We start from the raw sequence: 20,544 nt of genomic DNA, 5'->3' as shown, positions 1-20,544 counted from the left end.
CGCGTTTCAGATAGCCTAGGTTGCTGCATCTTCAGCTTATTTGGGTATACAATCTGCCAATCACAATAACATGTTCCTCTGCATTAAGGTTGTTTGATGAAACCCGATATTATTCTCGCCGGAGTGCTGGCGAAAAAACACACTTTTACCTTGCCCCTCAACTATCAAAATCCAATTGCAGAGCAAATCCAAGTGTTTGCCAGAGAACTCTGTAGCCCAGAAAACAAAGATAAAAAACTACCTTATATCGTATTTTTTCAAGGCGGCCCTGGATTTGCGGCCATGCGTCCCGCCAGCAACAGCGGCTGGATCCGCCGCGCATTAAAAGAATATCGAGTGTTATTACTCGATCAACGTGGTACAGGCTTATCAACACCGATTAATTACCAAAGCCTGCAACACTTAGATCCCGCAGCTCAAGCGGATTACCTAAGCCATTTCAGGGCTGACAATATCATTCGTGATGCCGAAACGATTCGTGCCCAGCTTTGTCCCGCCGATAAGTGGGCAATTCTCGGCCAAAGTTTCGGGGGATTTTGCGTGTTACATTATTTAAGCACCGCCCCTCAAGGCGTCAGCGAAGCCTATATCACGGGTGGCATACCATCATTAACCCGTAGCAGCGACGACGTCTATCTTGCGACTTATCAACGCGTACTGGCGAAGAATAAACAATTTTTCCAACGCTTCCACGATGCTCAACATCTCGTCACTCGCTTAGCAAAACATTTGCTTGAAAATGAAGTGTATTTGGCAACGGGTGAACGCCTCACGGTTGAAATGCTGCAGTTGCTGGGTATTAATATCGGAATGGAGCAAGGGCCTGAATCGGTTTATTATTTGCTTGAGCAAGCCTTGATCAACACGGCTTCAGGGACAGTCGTTAACCCGTTATTTTTAAATCATTTCGGTCAAATGCTCGATTACAACACTAACCCGATTTTTGCCCTGTTGCATGAAGCCATCTACTGTCAACACTCGGCTTCACAATGGTCGGCACACAGGGTTAGACAGCAATTCCCCGCCTTTAACTATCAACAAGGTAAACCGTTTTTATTCACAGGTGAGATGATATACCCATGGATGTTTGACCAATTTAGTCACTTAGTGCCGCTTAAAGCCGTGGCAGAAATCCTTGCCCATAAATCAGATTGGCCAACACTTTACAATCTAGAGCAACTGGCACAAAACCGAGTCCCCGTTGCAGCGGCCATTTACAGTGAAGATATGTTTGTAGAGATGCAATACAGTTTAGAAACCACAAAACAAGTTGGCAGGCTAAAGTATTGGTTAACATCAGAATATGAACATAACGGCATCCGCATGGATGGAGAACGCATACTGGATAAACTCATCAGCTTAAACCGAGGCGACACCCTAAGATAAATATGAGCTTTAAGGGCTAATTAAGTTAATGCTGAGATTATATGCCTGCTCCTCATCAATTTAGTGATTTTGGCAAGCTTTAACGACCCATTTCCGTATGAGTAAACCGTTTTGGTTTACTCTTTTTTTTTTGCCCAAATTCAGTGCTATGAAAGTGTTATAGCTTAAGGTCGAATATCCCCCTACAACAGAATCACAACGCACTCGTGACGATTAAACCTCTGTAGCCACTTTGCGTGTTTGACTCCTTGCGCCAGTACTAGCCACTGACTTCTTAACACTGCTTTTAGCTGTACTTGTAGTGCCTGCCCGTTTTGCCGAACTCGAGGCTTTGCGGTAAGGCGACTTACGATAACCAGATTTATTACTTGCCGTTTTACGATAACCTTGGCCTTGTAAACCATTAAGCGCGGTTGGCAGTTGTGCGCCTGCATTCTGGATAAGCGTGGATAAGGTGCCGAGCAGTGGTTGCATAAAGGCTTGATAAGAGGTTTCTTTATGGCAAATGCCGTTCAAGCTCGCTTCCCAAAGCGCTGTCATATCCGGCGTAGTCGCACTCGCGGGCAAGCTGTTAATCAATCCTTTCCCCACGTCTGTCGAGACAATAGATTTACCTAAGCGTTGTAAAAAACCGCGTTTGAACAGCAATTCGATAATACCTGCACGGGTAGCCTCTGTACCTAATCCGTCGGTTTCTTTAAGAATTTTACGGATCTCAGGATCGGTCACATAACGGCTAATACCCGTCATAGCACCGAGTAAAGTGGCATCGGTAAAGGCCTTTGGTGGTTGAGTATTTTTCTCCAACAATTCGCCTCGAGTACAATGCAAAGCCTGTCCCAATTTCAAAGGCGGTAATTGGCCGATAAACTCGTCATTCTCCTCATCGTCCTTACCTGTGCTTTCTTCCGTCGACTTGTTGCCACTCGCCTTACTGCCATTTGGCTCTTGGCGGGCAAAGAGTTGCTTCCAGCCGAGGGATTTATCCTGACGCGCCTTGGTATTAAATAAGCCACCCTCGATTGTCACTTGCACTGTGGTTTCACTGTAACAATAAGCCGGATAAAACTGTGCTAAGTACTGGCGAGCAACATGAAGATATAACTGCCTCTCACGCTGACTCAAGCTAGATAAGTTAGCCGTCTTCTCAGTGGGGACGATTGCGTGATGGGCGTCCACTTTTTTATCATCCCATGCTTTAGATTTAAGACGGGGATCGGGTACATCAGCACCTTGCAATAACTCAGTAGCACCGTCACTTATCGCCTTAAGTACCGAAGGCGCAAGATTATGTTGCTCAACGGGTAAATAACGACTGTCGGAGCGTGGGTAAGTAATGAGTTTATGACGTTCATACAAACTTTGGCAGGTATCGAGCACATCCTTAGCACTCATACCAAACCGTTTCGCCGCATCAATTTGCAACGCGGATAAGCTGTAGGGCAATGGTGGATTCTGTTTCTTGTCCTTAGCCACTAATTGAGTGACTAAAGCGGGTTTATCACTGATGCGACTCACCACATTTTGCGCTAACCCTCTCACTAACACTCGTCCTTCTTCATCCATATAAGGCTGACAAGCTTCGCTAGGTTGCCACTTGGCGCTGAAGGTTTCTTGCTTCTCGGTCGCCAAATGCGCCAGTACTTCATAAAAAGGTTTAGATTGAAAGTGAGCAATCTCTTCATCACGGCGCACCACTAGCCCAAGCAATGGCGTTTGTACTCGGCCGACGGATAACACGCCTTGATAACCGACCTTTTTACCTTGGATGGTGTACGCACGCGTCATATTCATGCCATAGAGCCAATCGGCACGACTGCGGGCTAAGGCCGATGTGGATAAAGGAATAAACTCGCGATTGCTGCGTAGCTGCGTTAGAGCCCGTTTTACAGCTTGTGGGTTTAAGTCACTGATCAGTAAACGCTGGGTTTGATGTAGCTTGTCCCCCGTCACGCCAAGATAGGCAATCACTTCATCCACGAGTAACTGCCCTTCGCGGTCGGGATCGCCCGCGTTAACCAGCGTGTTAGCTTGTTTGACTAATCGTTTTAGCACTGTGAGTTGGCTGCGGGTCGCAGCCTTAGGTTTTAGTTGCCACTTGTCTGGCACTATTGGCAAATGCTCGAATTTCCAAGACTTAAATTCGGGATTATAGGCATCAGGTTCTGCTTGCTCGAGCAAGTGGCCAACGCACCAAGACACACAATCGCCATTGGCGGCTTCGATAAATCCATCGCCTTTTTTATGGGGTTTAGGCAATACATCGGCAATGGCCCGCCCTAGGCTAGGTTTTTCTGCGATATAGAGAATCATACAAACACCAAGCACTGGATATAATTACAGTATAATTTAGCCCAAACGCCAGTTGAGTGCAAATTTCTGTAGTAAACCGAGCTTAAATGTAAAAGCTTAAGTGTAAATTCAATTGCGAATGATTCTCAACAAGGCATAAGATACACTAAATGACTAAGGAGTGACTATGAAACAGTTTGCAATAAATGCGCGACAGGCTATGACAATAACTCCAGCATTAATATTAAGATTCAATCAGTTATTGATATTCCATAGCTTAATGTTACTCGCAATAAGCATGCTCACCAGTACCTGGCTGGGACAAATGAAAATCATCGATATGCCGTTAGCATGGGGATTCATTCTCGTCATTCCTATTGCTGTGAGTGTATCTCTATTACTCAGCCACCAAATCACGCGCCATAGCTTAAGCAGCTTATTCGGCGTGTGGATGCTACTTTGGGTAATGGGATAACTGACATTCATAATAAATCACTACCGTATTTCGAGTTAACTCGCCCCTCCGCTCTATTTATCCGTGCTAAAACTCAATTTCAAAACACATTGGTTTCAAATATTTAACACTTTAACTATGAAGCTCCCTAAAAAATAGTTATGTTGAGTATCTTGGATATTTACAAAAAATGTCTTAATCAAAAGTGAATGTCCTAACTCAACATCAGTTGAATAACCGTAAACCTAAAAACTCTGCTAAAACAACACAATAAAGGAATCGGAGTCTATGAATGAGATTGTCAACGCGATCAATAGTGTAATTTGGAGCCCTGCACTTATTTTTCTTTGCCTAGGTGTCGGGCTCTATTTCTCCCTTCGCACTCGATTTTTACAGCTGCGCCATCTGCCAGAAATGATCCGCCTGATGTTTGATGGTAAGAGTACTGATGCGGGGGTGTCGTCTTTTCAAGCACTCGCAATGACATTAGCGGGCCGAGTCGGTACAGGTAACATTGCAGGGGTTGCCACAGCAATCACCTTTGGTGGTCCTGGCGCTTTATTTTGGATGTGGATGGTTGCCTTTCTCGGTGCCAGCTCCGCCTTCGTTGAATCGACCTTAGGTCAAGTCTATAAAGAAAAAATCAATGGCGAGTATCGTGGTGGGCCTGCTTTTTATATTGAAAAAGGCTTAGGCATGAAATGGTATGCATGGGTATTTGCAATTGCGACCATATTTGCCTGCGGGATCCTGCTGCCAGGCGTACAAGCTAACTCGATTGGTTCAAGTTTAAAAACCGCTTTCAACATAGATCCTAATGTGACTGCAGCCATACTGGCTATGCTTCTTGGTTTTATCATTTTTGGCGGTGTAAAACGTATCGCTCACTTTGCCAGTGCCGTCGTCCCCTTTATGGCACTGGGTTACATCATAGTGGCTTGTGTCATCATAGCGCTAAATATTGGCCAGCTACCGGGTATTTTATGGTTAATTATCAAAAGTGCCTTTGGCTTTGATGCGGGTTTTGGTGCCATTTTAGGCTTAGCCATCATGTGGGGGGTAAAGCGGGGTATTTACTCCAACGAAGCGGGTCAAGGTACAGCGCCACATGCCTCATCTGCAGCGGCGGTAAGCCATCCTGCCAAACAAGGGTTAGTTCAAGCTTTTTCTGTGTATATCGACACCTTATTCGTTTGCTCTGCAACAGGTTTCATGCTGCTCATTACAGGACTGTATAATGTTCAGGGCCCAGACGGTGCGGCGCTCTATACTGGCATTGCCGGAGTCGCTGCAGGACCTGGCTACGTACAAACGGCAATGGAAAGTATGATGCCAGGATTTGGCAATATCTTTGTGGCTATCGCACTGTTCTTCTTCGCCTTTACGACCATAGTAGCTTATTACTACATTGCCGAGACCAACATTGCCTATATTAACCGTAAAGTAAATCATCCTTGGTTCATGGTCGTTCTCAAAGTCGTGATCATTGGCTCAACCGTATACGGCACAGTTAAAACGGCTGATATGGCTTGGGGAATGGGTGACATTGGTGTCGGACTGATGGCATGGCTCAATATTATTGCCATTATTCTATTAAGGAAAACCGCATTCACTTGCCTTAAAGATTATGAATCACAGCAGGCACTTGGCATTGAGCCACTTTTTGATCCGGTAAAACTGGGTATTAAAAATGCGGATTACTGGGTTGAACGTAAGCACGCTGAAGAAAATGTAATGACTGAAACAGCGCAACGCATAAATACGTAGACGTTACCACTATGATCCGTTAAGCAAATATAAACCATTAAAAAGCCAGTGATTTCTCACTGGCTTTTTTTGTATCGTTTAGAACAAAAAGGACACAAACTTTACGATACTGAATTACCCACAATCCTTATGGGTGACAGACGTTATGCAGCTCTAAGTTAGTGCCAATATCTTTATTTCGATCGGCTTTGGCATCGTCATTTCGCAGTTGCGTCAAGTGATCTAAATACGCTTGGTCAACGTCGTTCGTGATGTAGTGACCATCAAATACAGACGTTTCGAAACGTTTAATCGCAGGATTTTCCATTCTTACCGCTTCAATTAAATCGGGTAAGTCTTGGAAAATAATGCCATCAGCACCAATTAACTTGGCGATTTCATCGGCATCACGACCGTGGGCAATAAGCTCATTCGACGTTGGCATGTCAATACCGTACACGTTCGGGAAACGAATTTCCGGTGCGGCAGAGGCAAAGTACACTTTCTTGGCACCGGCTTCACGGGCCATTTCGATGATTTGCTCAGAGGTCGTACCGCGAACGATAGAGTCGTCCACCAACAGGACATTTTTGCCTTTGAACTCAGTGTTAATCGCATTCAACTTACGACGCACTGACTTCTTACGCTCCTGTTGACCAGGCATGATAAAGGTACGGCCAATATAACGGTTTTTCACAAAACCTTGGCGGTACGGTAAATCCATGCAACGGGCAATTTCCAGCGCGATATCGCAAGAGGTTTCAGGAATAGGAATAACCACGTCGATATCGTGATCGTACCATTCCTTCTTAATCTTCTCGCCAAGCTTAGCGCCCATGTTGACGCGACTTGCATATACAGACACTTTGTCGATCGTCGAATCTGGACGGGCAAAATAGACGAATTCGAAGATACAAGGTGCATAGCTAGGCTCGGCTGCACATTGACGGGTATACAGCTGGCCGTCAATTGAAACATAAATCGCTTCACCCGGTGCCACATCACGCATCACTTCAAAGCCAACGGCATCGAGTGCCACGCTTTCAGAAGCCACCATGTATTCAGTGCCAGTGGCGGTTTCGTGCTTACCTAATACTAAAGGACGAATACCAAATGGGTCACGGAATGCAACTAAGCCTTGACCAATAATCATGGCAACAACCGCGTAGGCGCCACGAGCTTGTTGGTGTACGTTAGCGACCGCATCGAACACTTCTTCCGACGTCAGGGTCAAACTCGTGGTTTTTTGCAGTTCGTCGGCCAATAGGTTTAACAAGACTTCAGAATCCGAAGTGGTGTTCACATGACGACGTTTTTTGATCAGCCCTTCGGCTAATTCGACTGTGTTGGTTAAGTTACCGTTATGGGCTAATGAGATCCCAAATGGCGAGTTAACATAGAAAGGCTGCGCTTCAGATGCGCTTGAACTGCCCGCAGTTGGATAACGCACATGGCCAATACCCGCATTACCTTGTAGGCGTTGCATATGTTTGACTTCAAAAACGTCTTTAACCAAACCATTGGCTTTACGTAGTCTGAAAGCACCACGATCAATGGTCACAATACCTGCCGCATCCTGACCTCTGTGCTGCAACACTGTCAGTGCATCATAAATGGTCTGATTAACCGATGATTGGCCAACTATTCCGACGATACCACACATGGGTAAGCTTCCTCATTGTAAGATGTTCTATCACTTAGGATTATTTTATTTTCTTTCTTATAGTTTGGGTACAAAGCTGGAGGTGTTTTCCAAATAGTCAAAAAACCATTGGATAACAACGCCAAATTCGGGCACTAGCACAGAATCTTTCCACCATTGGGAGTTGGGAGAGCCTGTAAAAGCATCCATGAAAAACAACAAGGCGCTCACAATAAGCGCGCCTCGAATAGCACCGAAGCACAAGCCCAAAAGCCTGTCAGTGCCAGATAATCCGGTTTTGACAACAAGTTGTCCGAGAATATAGTTAACTAAGGCACCGAGTACCAAAGTGGTAATAAAGAGGATGGCAATAGAAACGCCATTACGCAGCATCTCATCGTTCATTTGTGTTAAGTGAACGGCAAGATCTTGGTAAAATTGGCTGGCAACAAAGAAAGCCGCAAACCATACCACTAAGGACATGGCTTCTTTGGCAAATCCACGGATCAGACTGATGAGAGTCGATAATCCGATGACGAATATGATAGCGTAATCAATCCAAACCATTGAGATGGCTTTCCGACATGGGCTTTAAGACGGCGCGATTCTACCAGAGACTGAAACGATTCTCACCCCTAGAGAGGTAAATAAATCATTTTCAGTCGCTGATCTTATATCACCATTAAGATTCTAAGGGATTAAAAGGAACAATCCAGCCCTTAAGACGCGTAAGGTTTTCCACCTCAACTTGTATTTTCTTAAGCTTTGCCTCTGACACATCTGGTCCGACAAACACTTTAGTTAATACGCCATCTTTAGGGTTTTCAGGAATAGTGTACGCTTTAAAACCACTCTTACGCAGCTGTGCAACCAAAGCTTTAACATTCGTTGCGTTGTTAAAACTGCCAAGCTGCAAGGTAAAGCCACTTTTCAAGCTGTCACGGCTGACCACTTTAACGGCATCCTCTTTGGCAGCACTGGCTTTAGGCGTTTCTGCTTTCGGCTTTTCAGCCTTAGCCACAGTGGTCGCTTTAGCGTCCGCTTTTTTAGCCGGCTCAGTTTTTACAGTGGCTTTAGGCGGCTCTTTTTTAGCTTCAGGTTTCGTTTCAGGCTTAGGTTCTGCTTTTTTAACATCAGGCTTAACGTCTTTCTTAACATCTTGCTTTGCGACTTCGATTACTGGCGCAACGGCAGACTTTTCATTGTCAGCATTAACTGGCATTTCGGCTAAGGCGACCTCAGTCCCATTCAGCGCGGCAGCATCCTCGGCCGACAAGACTTCAAACATATCATCGTCGGCTTTTTGCTGCTCAATCACGGTCGGGCGCAAAGGAATTTCGGAAAACTGCTCTTCTTGGCGATCTTTTTTGCCATCCAAAATATCCGGCAAAAAAATTACCCCAAGCGCAACCAGCACCACAGTGCCGACTAAACGATTATGAAACTGGCTAGACAAAACTGACTTCCTGCATAAATTGAGACTTAAAACCTGCCACAGTGTAAAAGGAGCCAAACACAATTACCACATCATCTGGGTTAATTTGCGCTTTTAATGCAGACCAAGCCTCAGATATGTCCTCAAACTCAAATGCAGCAGCCTCAGTGGCTAATGTTTTGCGTAGCATGGCCGAACTCGCGCCACGCTCACCGTGCAGACTGACCAAATACCAAGTGTCGATCAGTGGATTGATCACAGGCAACACACCTGCGATATCTTTATCCTTCAACATACCGCAAAGGGCGAACACGCGCTTACCCACAACGATTGGTGCTAATTGTTGTACCAAAAACCGCGCCGCATGGGGATTATGCGCCACATCGAGTAGCACTAACGGCTGCTCACTCACCCGCTCTAATCGACCCGTTAACCGAGCAGTGCTAATACCCTCAGCAATAATTGAAGTCGTGATATCCGGCCAGCCCTGTTCAATCACTGCCAATACAGTCACCGCATTAGGTAATGGCAAAGTTGGTAACGCTAAATCGTGCAGTTTGAGCACTTGACCTTGAAAATCCCACTGATTGCCATGGACTTGATAACTGAATTCGTTACCGACGCGATACAAGATGGCGCCAACCTCATTGGCGACATCATTGACAGTGTGTGGCAAGTTGGGTTCACCTACAATGGCAGGTTTACCACGGCGGAAAATGCCCGCCTTTTCACGGCCCACAAGCTCACGGGTATTACCGAGATAACTTTCATGGTCTAAATCGACCGACGTCAGTACGCTAATGTCGGCATCGATAATATTGGTAGCATCTAACCGTCCACCTAAACCGACTTCTAAGATAACCACATCAAGCTGAGCGGTTTTAAAGAGTATCAAGCCTGCGAGCGTAGCGTACTCAAAAAAGGTCAGAGAAATATCGCCGCGCGCGGCTTCAATTTGCTCAAATGCCGTAACAAAACCGCTATCACTGACATCGCTACCATTGATACGCACTCGCTCGTTGTACTTCAGCATGTGTGGCGAACTGTATACGCCAACCGTCAAACCCGATAAGCGCAGAATATTTTCGAGCATGGCGCAGGTGGTACCTTTGCCGTTCGTCCCCGCCACTGTCACTATCTTGGTTGTACCTAAATCCAAAAGACCAAGGGTTTGCGCGACCTTAGAGACACGGGTTAACCCCATATCGATTTCGGTTGGATGTATAGATAGCAAATAATCCAACCACGGTTCCAATTCTGTATTTGACGCTGGTACTGTAAGCATGTCCGTATATCCTCGTATTCGATTATCTCTCAAATAAGATCTTTTCAATCCAACATGAATAATGGCCCAAGGGTGAGCTTAGGTAATTGATATTGTTCTGGATAAGTCACATCAACTAAATAGAGTCCATGGGGTTTAGCCGTTGCTGCGGCTTGGTTTCGGTCTTTTAACGCAAGCAAATCGCCCATCCAAGTCAGTGGCTGATTGCCTAGACCGATTTCTAACAATGAACCGACAATATTGCGCACCATGTGATGCAAGAAAGCATTCGCGGCGATATCAACAATCACATACATACCTTGGCGCGTGACATTAACGCAATGCACATTACGAAACGGTGTTTTCGACTGACACTGGACAGCGCGAAAGCTGGTAAAATCCTGCTCACCCAAGAGTGCCTGTGCCGCTTGGTGCATTTTGTCAGCATCGATATTGCCGTGATAATGGCTTACACCATGGCGTAAAATCCCAGGGCGAAAAGTGTGATTATAAATCACATAGCGGTAGCGTCTGGCGGTGGCCGAAAAGCGCGCATGGAAACTGTCGTCGACTTCTTTGACCCAACGAACGGCAATATTGTCGGGCAAATTAGCATTCACCCCTAAGGTCCATGCGCCTTCATTACGAATAGCATTGGTTTCAAAATGGACCACTTGGCCTGTGGCATGCACGCCCGCATCGGTACGGCCAGCGCAGAAGACGCCGATAGGCTCATTGGCCACTATCGATAACGCCCGTTCTAATTGCCCTTGTACTGAATCGACTTCGGCCTGACGTTGCCAGCCAAAATAACCATTACCGTCATATTCAATACCTAATGCAATCCGCATCCACTTATCCTCACAATTGATTTAGCGGCGCATTTTATCACAGCAGCCCATAAAAAAAACGGCGCTGAAGGCGCCGTTAGATTGAAACACTCTCAACCGGGATTAACTAATCTCTTTGAGCAAACGTCCAGCTTCATCTTGCTGGCGCTCGTTACCGTCAATTTGCACTTCTTTGAGCAGAGCTTTGGCACTGTCGCTGTCGTCAATTTCGATATAAGCACGCGCTAAATCCAGCTTAGCGTTGACTGAGTTTTCTTCATCATCAACGTCGATCATCGCGGCATCACCGATTAAGGCACCGACATCACTCATCTCAACGTCAACTTCCGAATACAAATCGGTATCTGCGCCCTCTTCATCGGCATCATTCAGCAACTTGTCGATGTCGATAAAACCGTTTTCATTTTGAAAACTGGTTAAATCATGGTCGGGAACAAACTTTTTCTGCGCTTTTCGCGACTCTTGAGCATCGAGTGCAGCCAAAGCTTCATCGACGGTAAGATTATGATCATCGACCAGAGAGAAACTGTCTTCCGACGTCAACACATCTTCATCGTCATAATCTGTATTGGCTGTAAAAGCGGCGAGCACGTTATCGTCACTTAAGTCTAGCCCTTGCTCAAGGTCCAAATCATCCGCGTCTTCTTTGATATCAAGTTTAAAATCTTCACTAAAATCAATATCGTTACGCGTAGCCTTAATGGGCTTCTCTTGAGAAGCATAATCCAGCGCTGTGGCATCTTTGTTAGGCTCAACATCATTAGCCGTTACATCTGCTTGCGTTGCCGCAGGCTTAGCCTTAGGCGCAAAATCTAGCTCTGAGTCCCAATCGAGCACATGGGGATCTTTGCTCTTATTGGCTTTTAAATCATTAAAGAAAGAAGATTCTTTTTCTTTAACACTGGCCGCGGCTGCAGCAGCGGCCAAAGTGACTGCGGCCGTCGCTAATACATCAGCGTCGTTATCGTCACTCAGTTCCTCGACTAATGTAAAAGTATCATCGGTGCCGTCGATAGAGTGAGCCGCACCAATGCCTTTAAGTAAATTATCTTCGTCAACTGAATTGTCTTCTGAATCGAGCTGCGCCGTTTCCATATCGAAGTCGAATTCATCTTCATCGGCATCCAATTGCTCCGGCACATCAAACTCAGCTAAGAGTGCATCTAAATCATCACCTGACGCTTCACCTTTTATGTCTTCCGGTAACGAAGCTTCTAATTCTGCGGCAATTTCTGCACTGATATCATCATCTTCTGTATCGACTTTGAGTTCAGGCTCAGCATCAAAACTCGCCAGTAGTAAATCAATATCATCGGATTCTTCTACGCCTAATTCATTAAGCTCATCGTCTAACTCAGCGGCAATTTCAGCACGAATATCGGGCTCGATTTCAGGTTCAACCGCTGACGTCGGTTTATCAAAATCCGCTAACAGGGCATCAATGTCGTCAGTATCTTCTACGCCCAGTTCATTAAGCTCAGCGTCTAGCTCTGCGGCAATTTCAGCGCCGAGGTCGGGTTCAACTTCAGGTTCTGCTGGTTTATCGAAATCGGCTAACAGGGCATCAATGTCCTCGGTATCTTCTACGCCCAGTTCATTAAGCTCAGTGTCTAATTCAGCGGCAATTTCAGCGCCGAGATCAGGTTCAACTTCAGGTTCTGCTGGTTTATCGAAATCGGCTAACAGGGCATCGATGTCATCGGTGTCTTCTACACCCAGTTCATTAAGCTCCGCATCTAGTTCAGCAGCAATTTCAGCGCCAAGATCAGGCTCGACTTCAGGTTCAGCGGCTGGCGTTGGTTTATCGAAATCAGCTAATAAGGCATCGATATCATCAACGTCTTCTCCGCTAAGTTCATCATCTAGCTCATCACCGAGTTCTGCCGCGATGGCAGCACTGAGATCTTCATCATCAGACGCAACAACGTCTGGTGCAGGCGCTTGTGCAATCTCAGTATCTTCTGCAGGAACACTAAACTCGGCAAGTAATGCATCAAGATCATCGTCATCCGCGATGGCTTCATCGGCAGGTGTAGTGTCTGCGACTTCAACATCATTCAGCTCAGAAGTAACATCATTACTGTCATCTTCTTGAGCTAAATCGCTCGCAAAGTTACGCTCTAATTCACTTAAATCCTCTTCGGCTTCGGTGCTATCTTCAGAAGTGCTGTCGTCAGAACCTAGGCCCGCTAATAGTGCATCAAGATCGGCTTCCTCAAGAATATTGCCAGATTTAGGTTTCTCCTCAGGAATTTCATCCTCCTGATCGCCCATGGCTTCGGCCCACAGGTCATCAAGAGATTGCCCTTCGTCTTCAACCTCAGGTTCGGCAGTCGTACCGGGATCGACAAACATCTCTGACGCGATATCCATCTGATCGTGGGAGTCAGTCAAATCTTGCTCAGGTTGTAAATCGACACTGCCCATATCAAGAAGACTATCGATGGAGTCCGCATGGTCAGAATCTAAATGTACCGCCATATCGTCTAAATCGTCATCATCCATGTCCATGATGGCGGTACCCGCAATCCCAGCGGCACCGGCGGCCATAACCGCTTCTTGTGTCTGCATTTCACGACGTTCTTTATTGCGTTTACGGCGCAGGAACCAGAACACAGCAAGCAGTAAGAACAAGGCAGGGATCACAGCCGCGGCAATCAATAACACAGGACTATTAAGGATATTGCGCCACAAGTCATCGGGCTCAATCGGTGCCTCTGCCTCTACTTCAGCTTCAACAGCTGTCGTCTCTGGCACTTGCGCAGCTTCAACTTCGGCTTTCAAGGCTTGGTTTTGTAGTTTACTGGCTTGAAGTGTTTCTTCCAGCACAGCAATCCGTTGATTTAATTCTTCAACTTTAACTTTTAGCGCTTCAACATCTGAAGTGCGAACTGACAGTTGATCTTGCGTGCGGGCTAATTCATCGGTTAATGACAGATTTTTGCTTTCTGCCGCTTCTAACCGCGCCGTCACATCTGAACTCAGCATCTTGGGCTTTTCTGGAACAGGTGTTTCAGCAACCGCTTTAGGTGGTGTCACTTTCGTTTCAACAATCACCGCAGGAGCCGTGACTGGCGCTTTAGCTGTCGTCACCTTAGCTGGCGGTTTAGACGTTGCTTTCGCCGGAGCCCGAGATTGTCTATCACTTTGCTCTGCTCTGGCTATCGCCATACGATTGGGGATCGACAGCATGACTTCTTTAGACGGAATGAGCAGGATCATACCGCGTTCTAAACTGTTATAACTGGCAGAGTTAAACGCATGAGGGTTAGCATCGTATAAGGCGGCCATCACCTGATAGACGCTAACACTGGCATCAGGACGGACTTTTTGCGCTATGCTCCAAAAAGTGTCTTTCGATGTTGTTGGACCATATTGATGGTTAACTTGACGGATCTGTCCGTCTGGCCCCATGATTTTTAAGGGTTTTAATCTTGGTGTATCTGCAGCAACGGCGGGATCAATAAAATAAGCGGTAGAAGAAACAGCTAAAACAGTGGCCATTAGACCCACAAGATACGAAGTGCGAAATTTCATCAATCCTTCCCTTTGAAGCGCTATAAAGTTATCTCACTGATAACAGGCTTTAGGCAATTGTATTTATTGAGATTACTATAAACCAGAAATCCCCGCCCTGCTACTGTTCACAATTGTAAAACAAAAAAAGCCTGCTGACAGCAGGCTTTTCAATGGGCATCAAATGCAATCTAATGCTTAGTAATAATCTCTCACTAAGATCTCGGCAATTTGCACACTGTTCAAGGCTGCGCCTTTACGAATATTGTCTGACACGACCCACAAGTTAATCCCGTGAGAATGAGAAATATCCTTACGAATGCGACCCACATAAACCGGATCGGTTCCTGCGGCATCTGTCACTGCTGTTGGATAATCATTATCGGATTCAAACAATACCACTCCTTCGGCATTACGCAGTAAAGCTTTAACGTCTTCGGCATCAACAGGCTGACGAGTTTCGATATTAATGGCTTCTGAGTGACCATAAAACACAGGCACACGTACGGCAGTCGCATTCACTAAAATCTCATCGTCACCGAAAATCTTCTGGGTTTCCCAGACCATTTTCATTTCTTCTTTGGTATAGCCGTTATCCATAAATTTATCGATTTGTGGCAATACGTTAAAAGCAATTTGTTTTGGATAGACTTCAGCGTCAGCAGGTAAACCTTGCAGTAATTTAGTGCACTGATGCGCTAATTCTTCAATGGCTTTTTTACCTGTGCCCGATACTGACTGGTACGTTGCCACATTAATGCGGCTGATACCATAGGCATCATAAATAGGCTTAAGTGCCACCAGCATTTGAATGGTTGAGCAATTTGGGTTAGCAATGATATTGCGATTGCGGAAATCAGCGATAGCATGCGGATTCACTTCAGGTACAACCAAAGGAATATCGATGTCGTATCTAAAGTGAGAGGTGTTATCAATCACAACACAGCCTGCTTCAGCGGCAATCGGTGCCCATTTGGCGGAAACATCACCACCTGCAGAGAAGAAACCAATTTGAGCTTGGGTCCAATCGAAGGTTTCTACGTCGAGAATGGTAATTTGTTTGCCATGAAAGCTGACCGTTTCACCGGCGCTGCGGCTACTGGCTAAAGGGTACAAATTGGCAACCGGGAAATTACGCTCTTCGAGGATCTCTATCATAGTTTGACCCACTGCGCCCGATGCACCTAAAACGACAACATTAAATTCCTGTGACATAGCTACTGACCGACTCCTGAAAAACCTAAATTGGACAACCAATCTACCTCAGATTGACCGTCATAAGCCAGCGCCAATGCACTAAATTCGCGTCTATGTTGGTGATTTTTTCTCATAGTGTCGAAGCCATTCTCATTTAAGAATGTATTTCTGAACATCTTGTCATCATCGCGCAAATCATAGACAAAACGCGCGAGCTGTAATAACGCTTTTTCATTCGGCGCGGTCGCAAGTTCGACCGCCTTAATGTTAAAGCTTGGCAAGAGATCCAGCAGACTTTTATCGGCAGTAATATTAAGTAACTGACACAGCTTTTGATAGAGCATAAAAGTGCCACGCGCCTTACCTTCTAAGCTGTAACCTGCAATATGCGGCGTGGCAAATTCAGCCAGTGGTACGAGTTCAGGCATCGGTGTTGGCTCGCCTTCCCACACATCGAGTACAAGTTTGAGATCATCACGCTGGCGTTTAACTCTGACAAGTGCTTTGTTATCTATCACATCGCCACGACAGCAATTCACTAACCAAGTATTGGGTTTGAGCGCCTTTAAGCGCGCCTCATCGAATAAATATTTGGTTTTATGCTCGCCCGTTCGCGTGATGGGCACATGTAAACTGATGATATCGGCCTGCGCCATGATGGTCTCTAAACTCACAAAACTACGCGGATCGCCCTCTGCAGCTTTAATGGGATCGTTAAGCAGTACTTTAATACCATAGGCTTGCAAACATTTTGCCGTTGCAGTGCCAGTGTTACCCGCGCCCACTATGCCGACGACCTTGCCCTTAAGCGGCGAATCATACCGCTGTGCTAGCTCCAGCATAGCGATAAAAGCAAATTCCCCAACCGCAGTCGCATTGCAACCTGGCGCATTAGAGAAGGGGATATTACGCTCGGCAAGGTAGGCTAAATCCACATGATCTGTGCCTATAGTGGCACTGCCGACAAACTTCAGTTGATGATTATCTGAGAGCAACTCGGCATTCACTTTGGTGATTGAGCGCACTAATAACACATCGGCATCGCGCACTTGCGCTGCGGTTAACGTGCGGCCATTAACAGGAATAATTTCCCCGAGATCGCCAAATAACGGTTCAACAAAGGGCATATTTTCATCGACTAAAATCTTCATGGGCACCTGATCTGAAAAATGGGAATGGAAGGCATCAAGATGCTCGGTATTCTAACAAGACTAATAGGATAAATCCTTGTCGATGCAACAGGTTTACAAAAAACGCCCATAAAAAAGGGAAGCCTAAGCTTCCCTTCTATCGCGTTTGATAAACAAACTTATTTGAATTTACGCATCACTAGCGTGGCGTTTGTACCGCCAAAACCAAAGCTGTTACTCATAACAGTATTCAGCTCAGCATCGCGATATTCACGCACGATAGGCATATCTTTCGCCGCTTCGTCCAGATTTTCGATATTGATGCTTGGGGCAATAAAGCTGTTTTCCATCATGATTAAGCTGTAAATCGCTTCATGTACGCCTGCGGCGCCTAATGCATGACCTGTCATAGACTTAGTCGAAGCAATCGGTGGGCACTTGTCTTTGAAAACTTCACGTAGCGCTTCTAATTCACGCACGTCGCCCACTGGCGTTGAAGTGCCGTGAGTATTGATGTAATCGATTGGGGTATCGACATCCATCATAGCCATTTGCATACAACGCACAGCACCTTCACCCGATGGCGCCACCATGTCATAACCGTCTGAAGACGCGCCATAACCAATCACTTCAGCGTAAATTTTTGCGCCGCGAGCCAGAGCATGCTCTAACTCTTCAACCACTAAAATACCGCCGCCGCCAGAAATCACAAAACCATCACGGTCTGCATCATAGGTACGAGAGGCTTTTTCGGGTGTGGCATTGTACTTGGTTGACAGTGCGCCCATAGCGTCGAAGCCCATGGTCAGTGTCCAATCCACTTCTTCAGCACCGCCGGCAAACACCATGTCTTGCTTACCCATTTGGATAAGTTCAACGGCATGACCAATACAGTGGGCGCTAGTTGCACAGGCTGAACTGATAGAATAATTCATGCCTTTAATTTTAAATGGCGTGGCTAAACAAGCGCTGGCCGTGCTCGACATGATGCGAGGCACAATATACGGACCTACGCGTTTAACGCCTTTTTCACGCAATGTATCGGCAGATTGTACTTGGTTAGACGATGATGCGCCGCCTGTACCCACAATCAAACCTACGCGCGGATCTGAATACTGTTCTTCAGTTAAATTGGCATCGGCAACCGCTTCTTGCATAGCAATGTAGGCATAAGCTGCCGCATCACCCATAAAACGCAATGCCTTACGATCGATATGCTCAGCAGGGTTTAACTTGATGTCACCCCATACATGGCTACGTAATTGCATCTCTTCAAACTGAGCTGAATGCGTAATACCACTGCGGCCCGCTTTCAGTGACTCGGTCACTTCTTGCTTGTTATTACCGATACTTGAAACAACACCCATTCCGGTGATCACGACTCTTTTCATTTTATTGCTATCCATTGTGTACATGTCAGTACCTACTTTTCGCTGAGCCAATAGTATCTGTTTTGACTCAATTAAGTGGTCAGCTTTCCATAAAGGCGAGTAAAATAATGCCAATTATGAGACCGAGAGTAAATTTCTTTGACTGCAGAGCCCAATAAACCTTGCCAAATTAAGCGCGATTACCCGCAATTAATCAACCTTTATCCCGCAACAGCTCACACTGATGCACACTATCTCAGCAAGTTGAGCATTTATCAGCAGCGGATATTTGAGGCTCATTCACAGCAAAAACTCTTAGTATTAGGCCAAATTGGTCTAAGCAACGGGCTTGAACTCTTAGCTTGGTGGCGCGCTCATTCGCACCTTAGCCAACGTTTACTTTTAAAAGTGTTCGAACCCAATCCGATTAATGCTTACGAACTTAAATTACTTTGGGATCAATCCGCCTGTTTAACCAAAGAGCCTGAATTTGAGCCACTTGCCCAACGCTTACTTAATGCAGAGCCCGCGGCTATTATAGGTTGCCAGAGATTAATTTTTGATGACGGTCGTACCACAATCGACCTGCACTTTGGTGATATTCAATCCCAGCTCAGTTCGCTCATCCATTCTCCGCTTCACCCCGTTCAGCACTGGCTGGTATTGCCCCATCTACAAAATGGGTTAAATCAGCAGATCCATTGGCAGATGGCAAAACTCAGTGACGATAGCGCGACCATTGCCACTATTGCCACTATTGCCACTATTGCCACTATTGCCACTATTGCCACTATTGCCACTATTGAATCAAGCGAATCAAGCGGATTAAACGAAACAACAATCAATCGTTTCCAAGCCTGTGGCTTTGAGGTGAGGGATTTTACCTGCACTGAAATACAGACAAACCATCAGCCTGATGCCATTTTGTTACACGAGCGCCACGTCTTACGCCAGCAAGATGCCAAAGCCTATGCCTTTAATCCTATGGCTGCAATCTTACCCTCGGACGCGCCCAGCTCGATTGCCATCATAGGCGGCGGGTTAGCCTCGGCGCATTTGGCGCTGTCTTTGGCGGAACGCGGCCAAAGTACGCAGCTCTTTTGTAAAGATGCCAAGCTTGGCCAAGGCGCCTCGGGCAATCGTCAAGGGGCGATTTATCCACTGCTGACACCGGAAAATGACGAGCTTAGCCGCTTCTTCCAACAGGCATTTTTATTTAGTCGACGTCGAGTGCAGGCGCTGACGTCTGCGCCCGCACCAAATCAAACGCCGATTTCCCATGATTTTTGCGGCGTATTGCAAACTGCTCACGATGAACGCAGCCAATTACGACTCGATAAAATCATTCAAGGCCAATCTTGGCCAAGTGAAATTGCCTATCGAGTCGATGCGCAGCAAGCCAATTCTCTTGCGAACATTAATATCGACAAATCAGGTTTTGTCTATCCCTTAGGTGGCTGGGTTTGTCCATTTGAATATGCCGAAGCTGCGATACAAAAAGCGCAGCAGCTTACTGAGGTTAAACTCCATATGGAGACTGAAATCCTTGAAATTGAGTATCAAAGTGAAGGTTGGTATTTAATCACCGCTAAGCATCGCTTTGGCCCCTTTACGCAACTTGTACTCGCCAATGGCGCAGAATTGACACAATTTGATGTCAGCAACAAATTACAAATTAGCCCCTTTCGCGGCCAAGTCAGCCATGTGCCCGCACAATTTCAATTGAGTCAGCTCGCAACTGTGCTGTGCGCCAACGGTTATTTAACCCCGAGTCACCAAGGGCTCCACTGTCTTGGCGCGAGTTACGTTAAAGAACCTAGGCATTTAAATTTTTGCCCGCAGGAGCAACAGGAAAACCTCGCCAAAATGCACGAGAGTTATCCGATGCAAAGCTGGCTTAAAGATATCGACATGAGTGGCAACAATGCCCGTGTTGGCGTGCGTATGGTGACGCGGGATCATTTCCCTATGATGGGCTGCGCGCCCGATGTGGCGAAAATCCTTGAGGATTATGAGCAACATCAACTCACTAAAGAGAGTCGTCACTACTGGCAAACCACGCCAGCGCCGGTGCATCAAGGACTGTATATTCTTGGCGGGTTGGGCTCACGGGGGTTAAGTTCAGGGCCTCTGGCCGCCGAATGTCTCGCGGCGCAGCTTTGCGTCGAACCAATACCGCTCGATAAAGCCACCCTGTGTAAACTCAACCCCAATCGCATGTGGCTGCGAAAATTGCTCAAGGGTAAAGCGCTCTAGGCAAT

14 protein-coding genes are annotated in these 20,544 nt (G+C 46.2%); 4 read left to right on the top strand and 10 right to left on the bottom strand.

Annotated elements, in window-relative coordinates:
• The first annotated feature begins 96 nt into the window (after window positions 1-96).
• Window positions 97-1,386, top strand: a complete 1,290-nt coding sequence (locus L5M29_RS06020; protein WP_263166740.1) for an alpha/beta hydrolase — start codon at window positions 97-99, stop codon at window positions 1,384-1,386.
• 213 nt (window positions 1,387-1,599) lie between these two features.
• Here L5M29_RS06020 and L5M29_RS06015 read toward each other — a convergent pair whose 3' ends face one another.
• Window positions 1,600-3,699: a DNA topoisomerase III gene (locus L5M29_RS06015; RefSeq protein WP_263166737.1), complete on the bottom strand. Its 2,100-nt coding sequence runs from the start codon at window positions 3,697-3,699 to the stop codon at window positions 1,600-1,602.
• A gap of 166 nt (window positions 3,700-3,865) precedes the next feature.
• On the opposite strand from L5M29_RS06015, the gene L5M29_RS06010 reads away from it, so the two are divergent.
• On the top strand, window positions 3,866-4,153 hold the full coding sequence (locus L5M29_RS06010; protein ID WP_263166736.1) for a hypothetical protein: 288 nt from the start codon (window positions 3,866-3,868) through the stop codon (window positions 4,151-4,153).
• 267 nt (window positions 4,154-4,420) lie between these two features.
• On the top strand, window positions 4,421-5,899 hold the full coding sequence (locus tag L5M29_RS06005) for an alanine/glycine:cation symporter family protein (RefSeq protein ID WP_105252099.1): 1,479 nt from the start codon (window positions 4,421-4,423) through the stop codon (window positions 5,897-5,899).
• Between the two features lie 127 nt (window positions 5,900-6,026).
• Here L5M29_RS06005 and purF read toward each other — a convergent pair whose 3' ends face one another.
• From purF to fabB, 9 genes are all read right to left on the bottom strand, one after another.
• Window positions 6,027-7,541, bottom strand: a complete 1,515-nt coding sequence (purF, locus tag L5M29_RS06000) for an amidophosphoribosyltransferase (protein ID WP_028761029.1) — start codon at window positions 7,539-7,541, stop codon at window positions 6,027-6,029.
• Window positions 7,542-7,598: 57 nt separating this feature from the next.
• Window positions 7,599-8,087 carry a CvpA family protein gene (locus L5M29_RS05995; RefSeq protein ID WP_028761030.1) on the bottom strand — a complete coding sequence of 163 codons (489 nt, stop codon included), beginning with the start codon at window positions 8,085-8,087 and terminating at the stop codon, window positions 7,599-7,601.
• A gap of 115 nt (window positions 8,088-8,202) precedes the next feature.
• A complete protein-coding gene (locus L5M29_RS05990) occupies window positions 8,203-8,976 on the bottom strand; it encodes an SPOR domain-containing protein (protein ID WP_263166733.1) in 774 nt (257 codons plus the stop codon).
• On the bottom strand, window positions 8,969-10,240 hold the full coding sequence (folC, locus tag L5M29_RS05985) for a bifunctional tetrahydrofolate synthase/dihydrofolate synthase (RefSeq protein WP_263166731.1): 1,272 nt from the start codon (window positions 10,238-10,240) through the stop codon (window positions 8,969-8,971). The genes L5M29_RS05990 and folC overlap by 8 nt, the downstream gene beginning before the upstream one ends.
• A 44-nt stretch (window positions 10,241-10,284) precedes the next feature.
• A complete protein-coding gene (gene truA / locus L5M29_RS05980) occupies window positions 10,285-11,070 on the bottom strand; it encodes a tRNA pseudouridine(38-40) synthase TruA (RefSeq protein WP_263166728.1) in 786 nt (261 codons plus the stop codon).
• Between the two features lie 102 nt (window positions 11,071-11,172).
• Window positions 11,173-14,607, bottom strand: a complete 3,435-nt coding sequence (locus L5M29_RS05975) for a FimV/HubP family polar landmark protein (RefSeq protein ID WP_263166726.1) — start codon at window positions 14,605-14,607, stop codon at window positions 11,173-11,175.
• Between the two features lie 177 nt (window positions 14,608-14,784).
• Window positions 14,785-15,801 carry an aspartate-semialdehyde dehydrogenase gene (locus L5M29_RS05970; protein ID WP_263166723.1) on the bottom strand — a complete coding sequence of 339 codons (1,017 nt, stop codon included), beginning with the start codon at window positions 15,799-15,801 and terminating at the stop codon, window positions 14,785-14,787.
• A 2-nt stretch (window positions 15,802-15,803) separates the two neighbouring features.
• Complete coding sequence (locus L5M29_RS05965; RefSeq protein WP_263166721.1) at window positions 15,804-16,934, bottom strand: 4-phosphoerythronate dehydrogenase; 1,131 nt, start codon at window positions 16,932-16,934, stop codon at window positions 15,804-15,806.
• A 158-nt stretch (window positions 16,935-17,092) separates the two neighbouring features.
• Entirely contained in the window at window positions 17,093-18,304 is a 1,212-nt protein-coding gene (gene fabB / locus L5M29_RS05960) for a beta-ketoacyl-ACP synthase I (protein WP_041408164.1), read from the bottom strand.
• A gap of 138 nt (window positions 18,305-18,442) precedes the next feature.
• On the opposite strand from fabB, the gene mnmC reads away from it, so the two are divergent.
• Entirely contained in the window at window positions 18,443-20,539 is a 2,097-nt protein-coding gene (gene mnmC, locus L5M29_RS05955; RefSeq protein ID WP_263166720.1) for an FAD-dependent 5-carboxymethylaminomethyl-2-thiouridine(34) oxidoreductase MnmC, read from the top strand.
• The last annotated feature ends 5 nt before the right edge of the window (window positions 20,540-20,544 follow it).

The organism is Shewanella sp. SM95, from assembly GCF_025653595.1.
Classification (GTDB): Bacteria; Pseudomonadota; Gammaproteobacteria; order Enterobacterales; family Shewanellaceae; genus Shewanella; species Shewanella oncorhynchi.
The sequence above is the reverse complement of the archived record's forward strand: the minus strand, read 5'-3'. Positions and strand labels throughout refer to the sequence as shown.

Coding starts and splice junctions, on each gene's coding strand:
- L5M29_RS06005 (WP_105252099.1), top strand. CDS start 4,421: ATGAATGAGATTGTCAACGCGATCAATAGTGTAATTTGGAGCCCTGCA.
- folC (WP_263166731.1), bottom strand. CDS start 10,240: ATGCTTACAGTACCAGCGTCAAATACAGAATTGGAACCGTGGTTGGAT.
- L5M29_RS05965 (WP_263166721.1), bottom strand. CDS start 16,934: ATGAAGATTTTAGTCGATGAAAATATGCCCTTTGTTGAACCGTTATTT.
- purF (WP_028761029.1), bottom strand. CDS start 7,541: ATGTGTGGTATCGTCGGAATAGTTGGCCAATCATCGGTTAATCAGACC.
- L5M29_RS05995 (WP_028761030.1), bottom strand. CDS start 8,087: ATGGTTTGGATTGATTACGCTATCATATTCGTCATCGGATTATCGACT.
- fabB (WP_041408164.1), bottom strand. CDS start 18,304: ATGAAAAGAGTCGTGATCACCGGAATGGGTGTTGTTTCAAGTATCGGT.
- L5M29_RS05975 (WP_263166726.1), bottom strand. CDS start 14,607: ATGAAATTTCGCACTTCGTATCTTGTGGGTCTAATGGCCACTGTTTTA.
- L5M29_RS06020 (WP_263166740.1), top strand. CDS start 97: ATGAAACCCGATATTATTCTCGCCGGAGTGCTGGCGAAAAAACACACT.
- truA (WP_263166728.1), bottom strand. CDS start 11,070: ATGCGGATTGCATTAGGTATTGAATATGACGGTAATGGTTATTTTGGC.
- L5M29_RS06015 (WP_263166737.1), bottom strand. CDS start 3,699: ATGATTCTCTATATCGCAGAAAAACCTAGCCTAGGGCGGGCCATTGCC.
- L5M29_RS06010 (WP_263166736.1), top strand. CDS start 3,866: ATGAAACAGTTTGCAATAAATGCGCGACAGGCTATGACAATAACTCCA.
- L5M29_RS05970 (WP_263166723.1), bottom strand. CDS start 15,801: ATGTCACAGGAATTTAATGTTGTCGTTTTAGGTGCATCGGGCGCAGTG.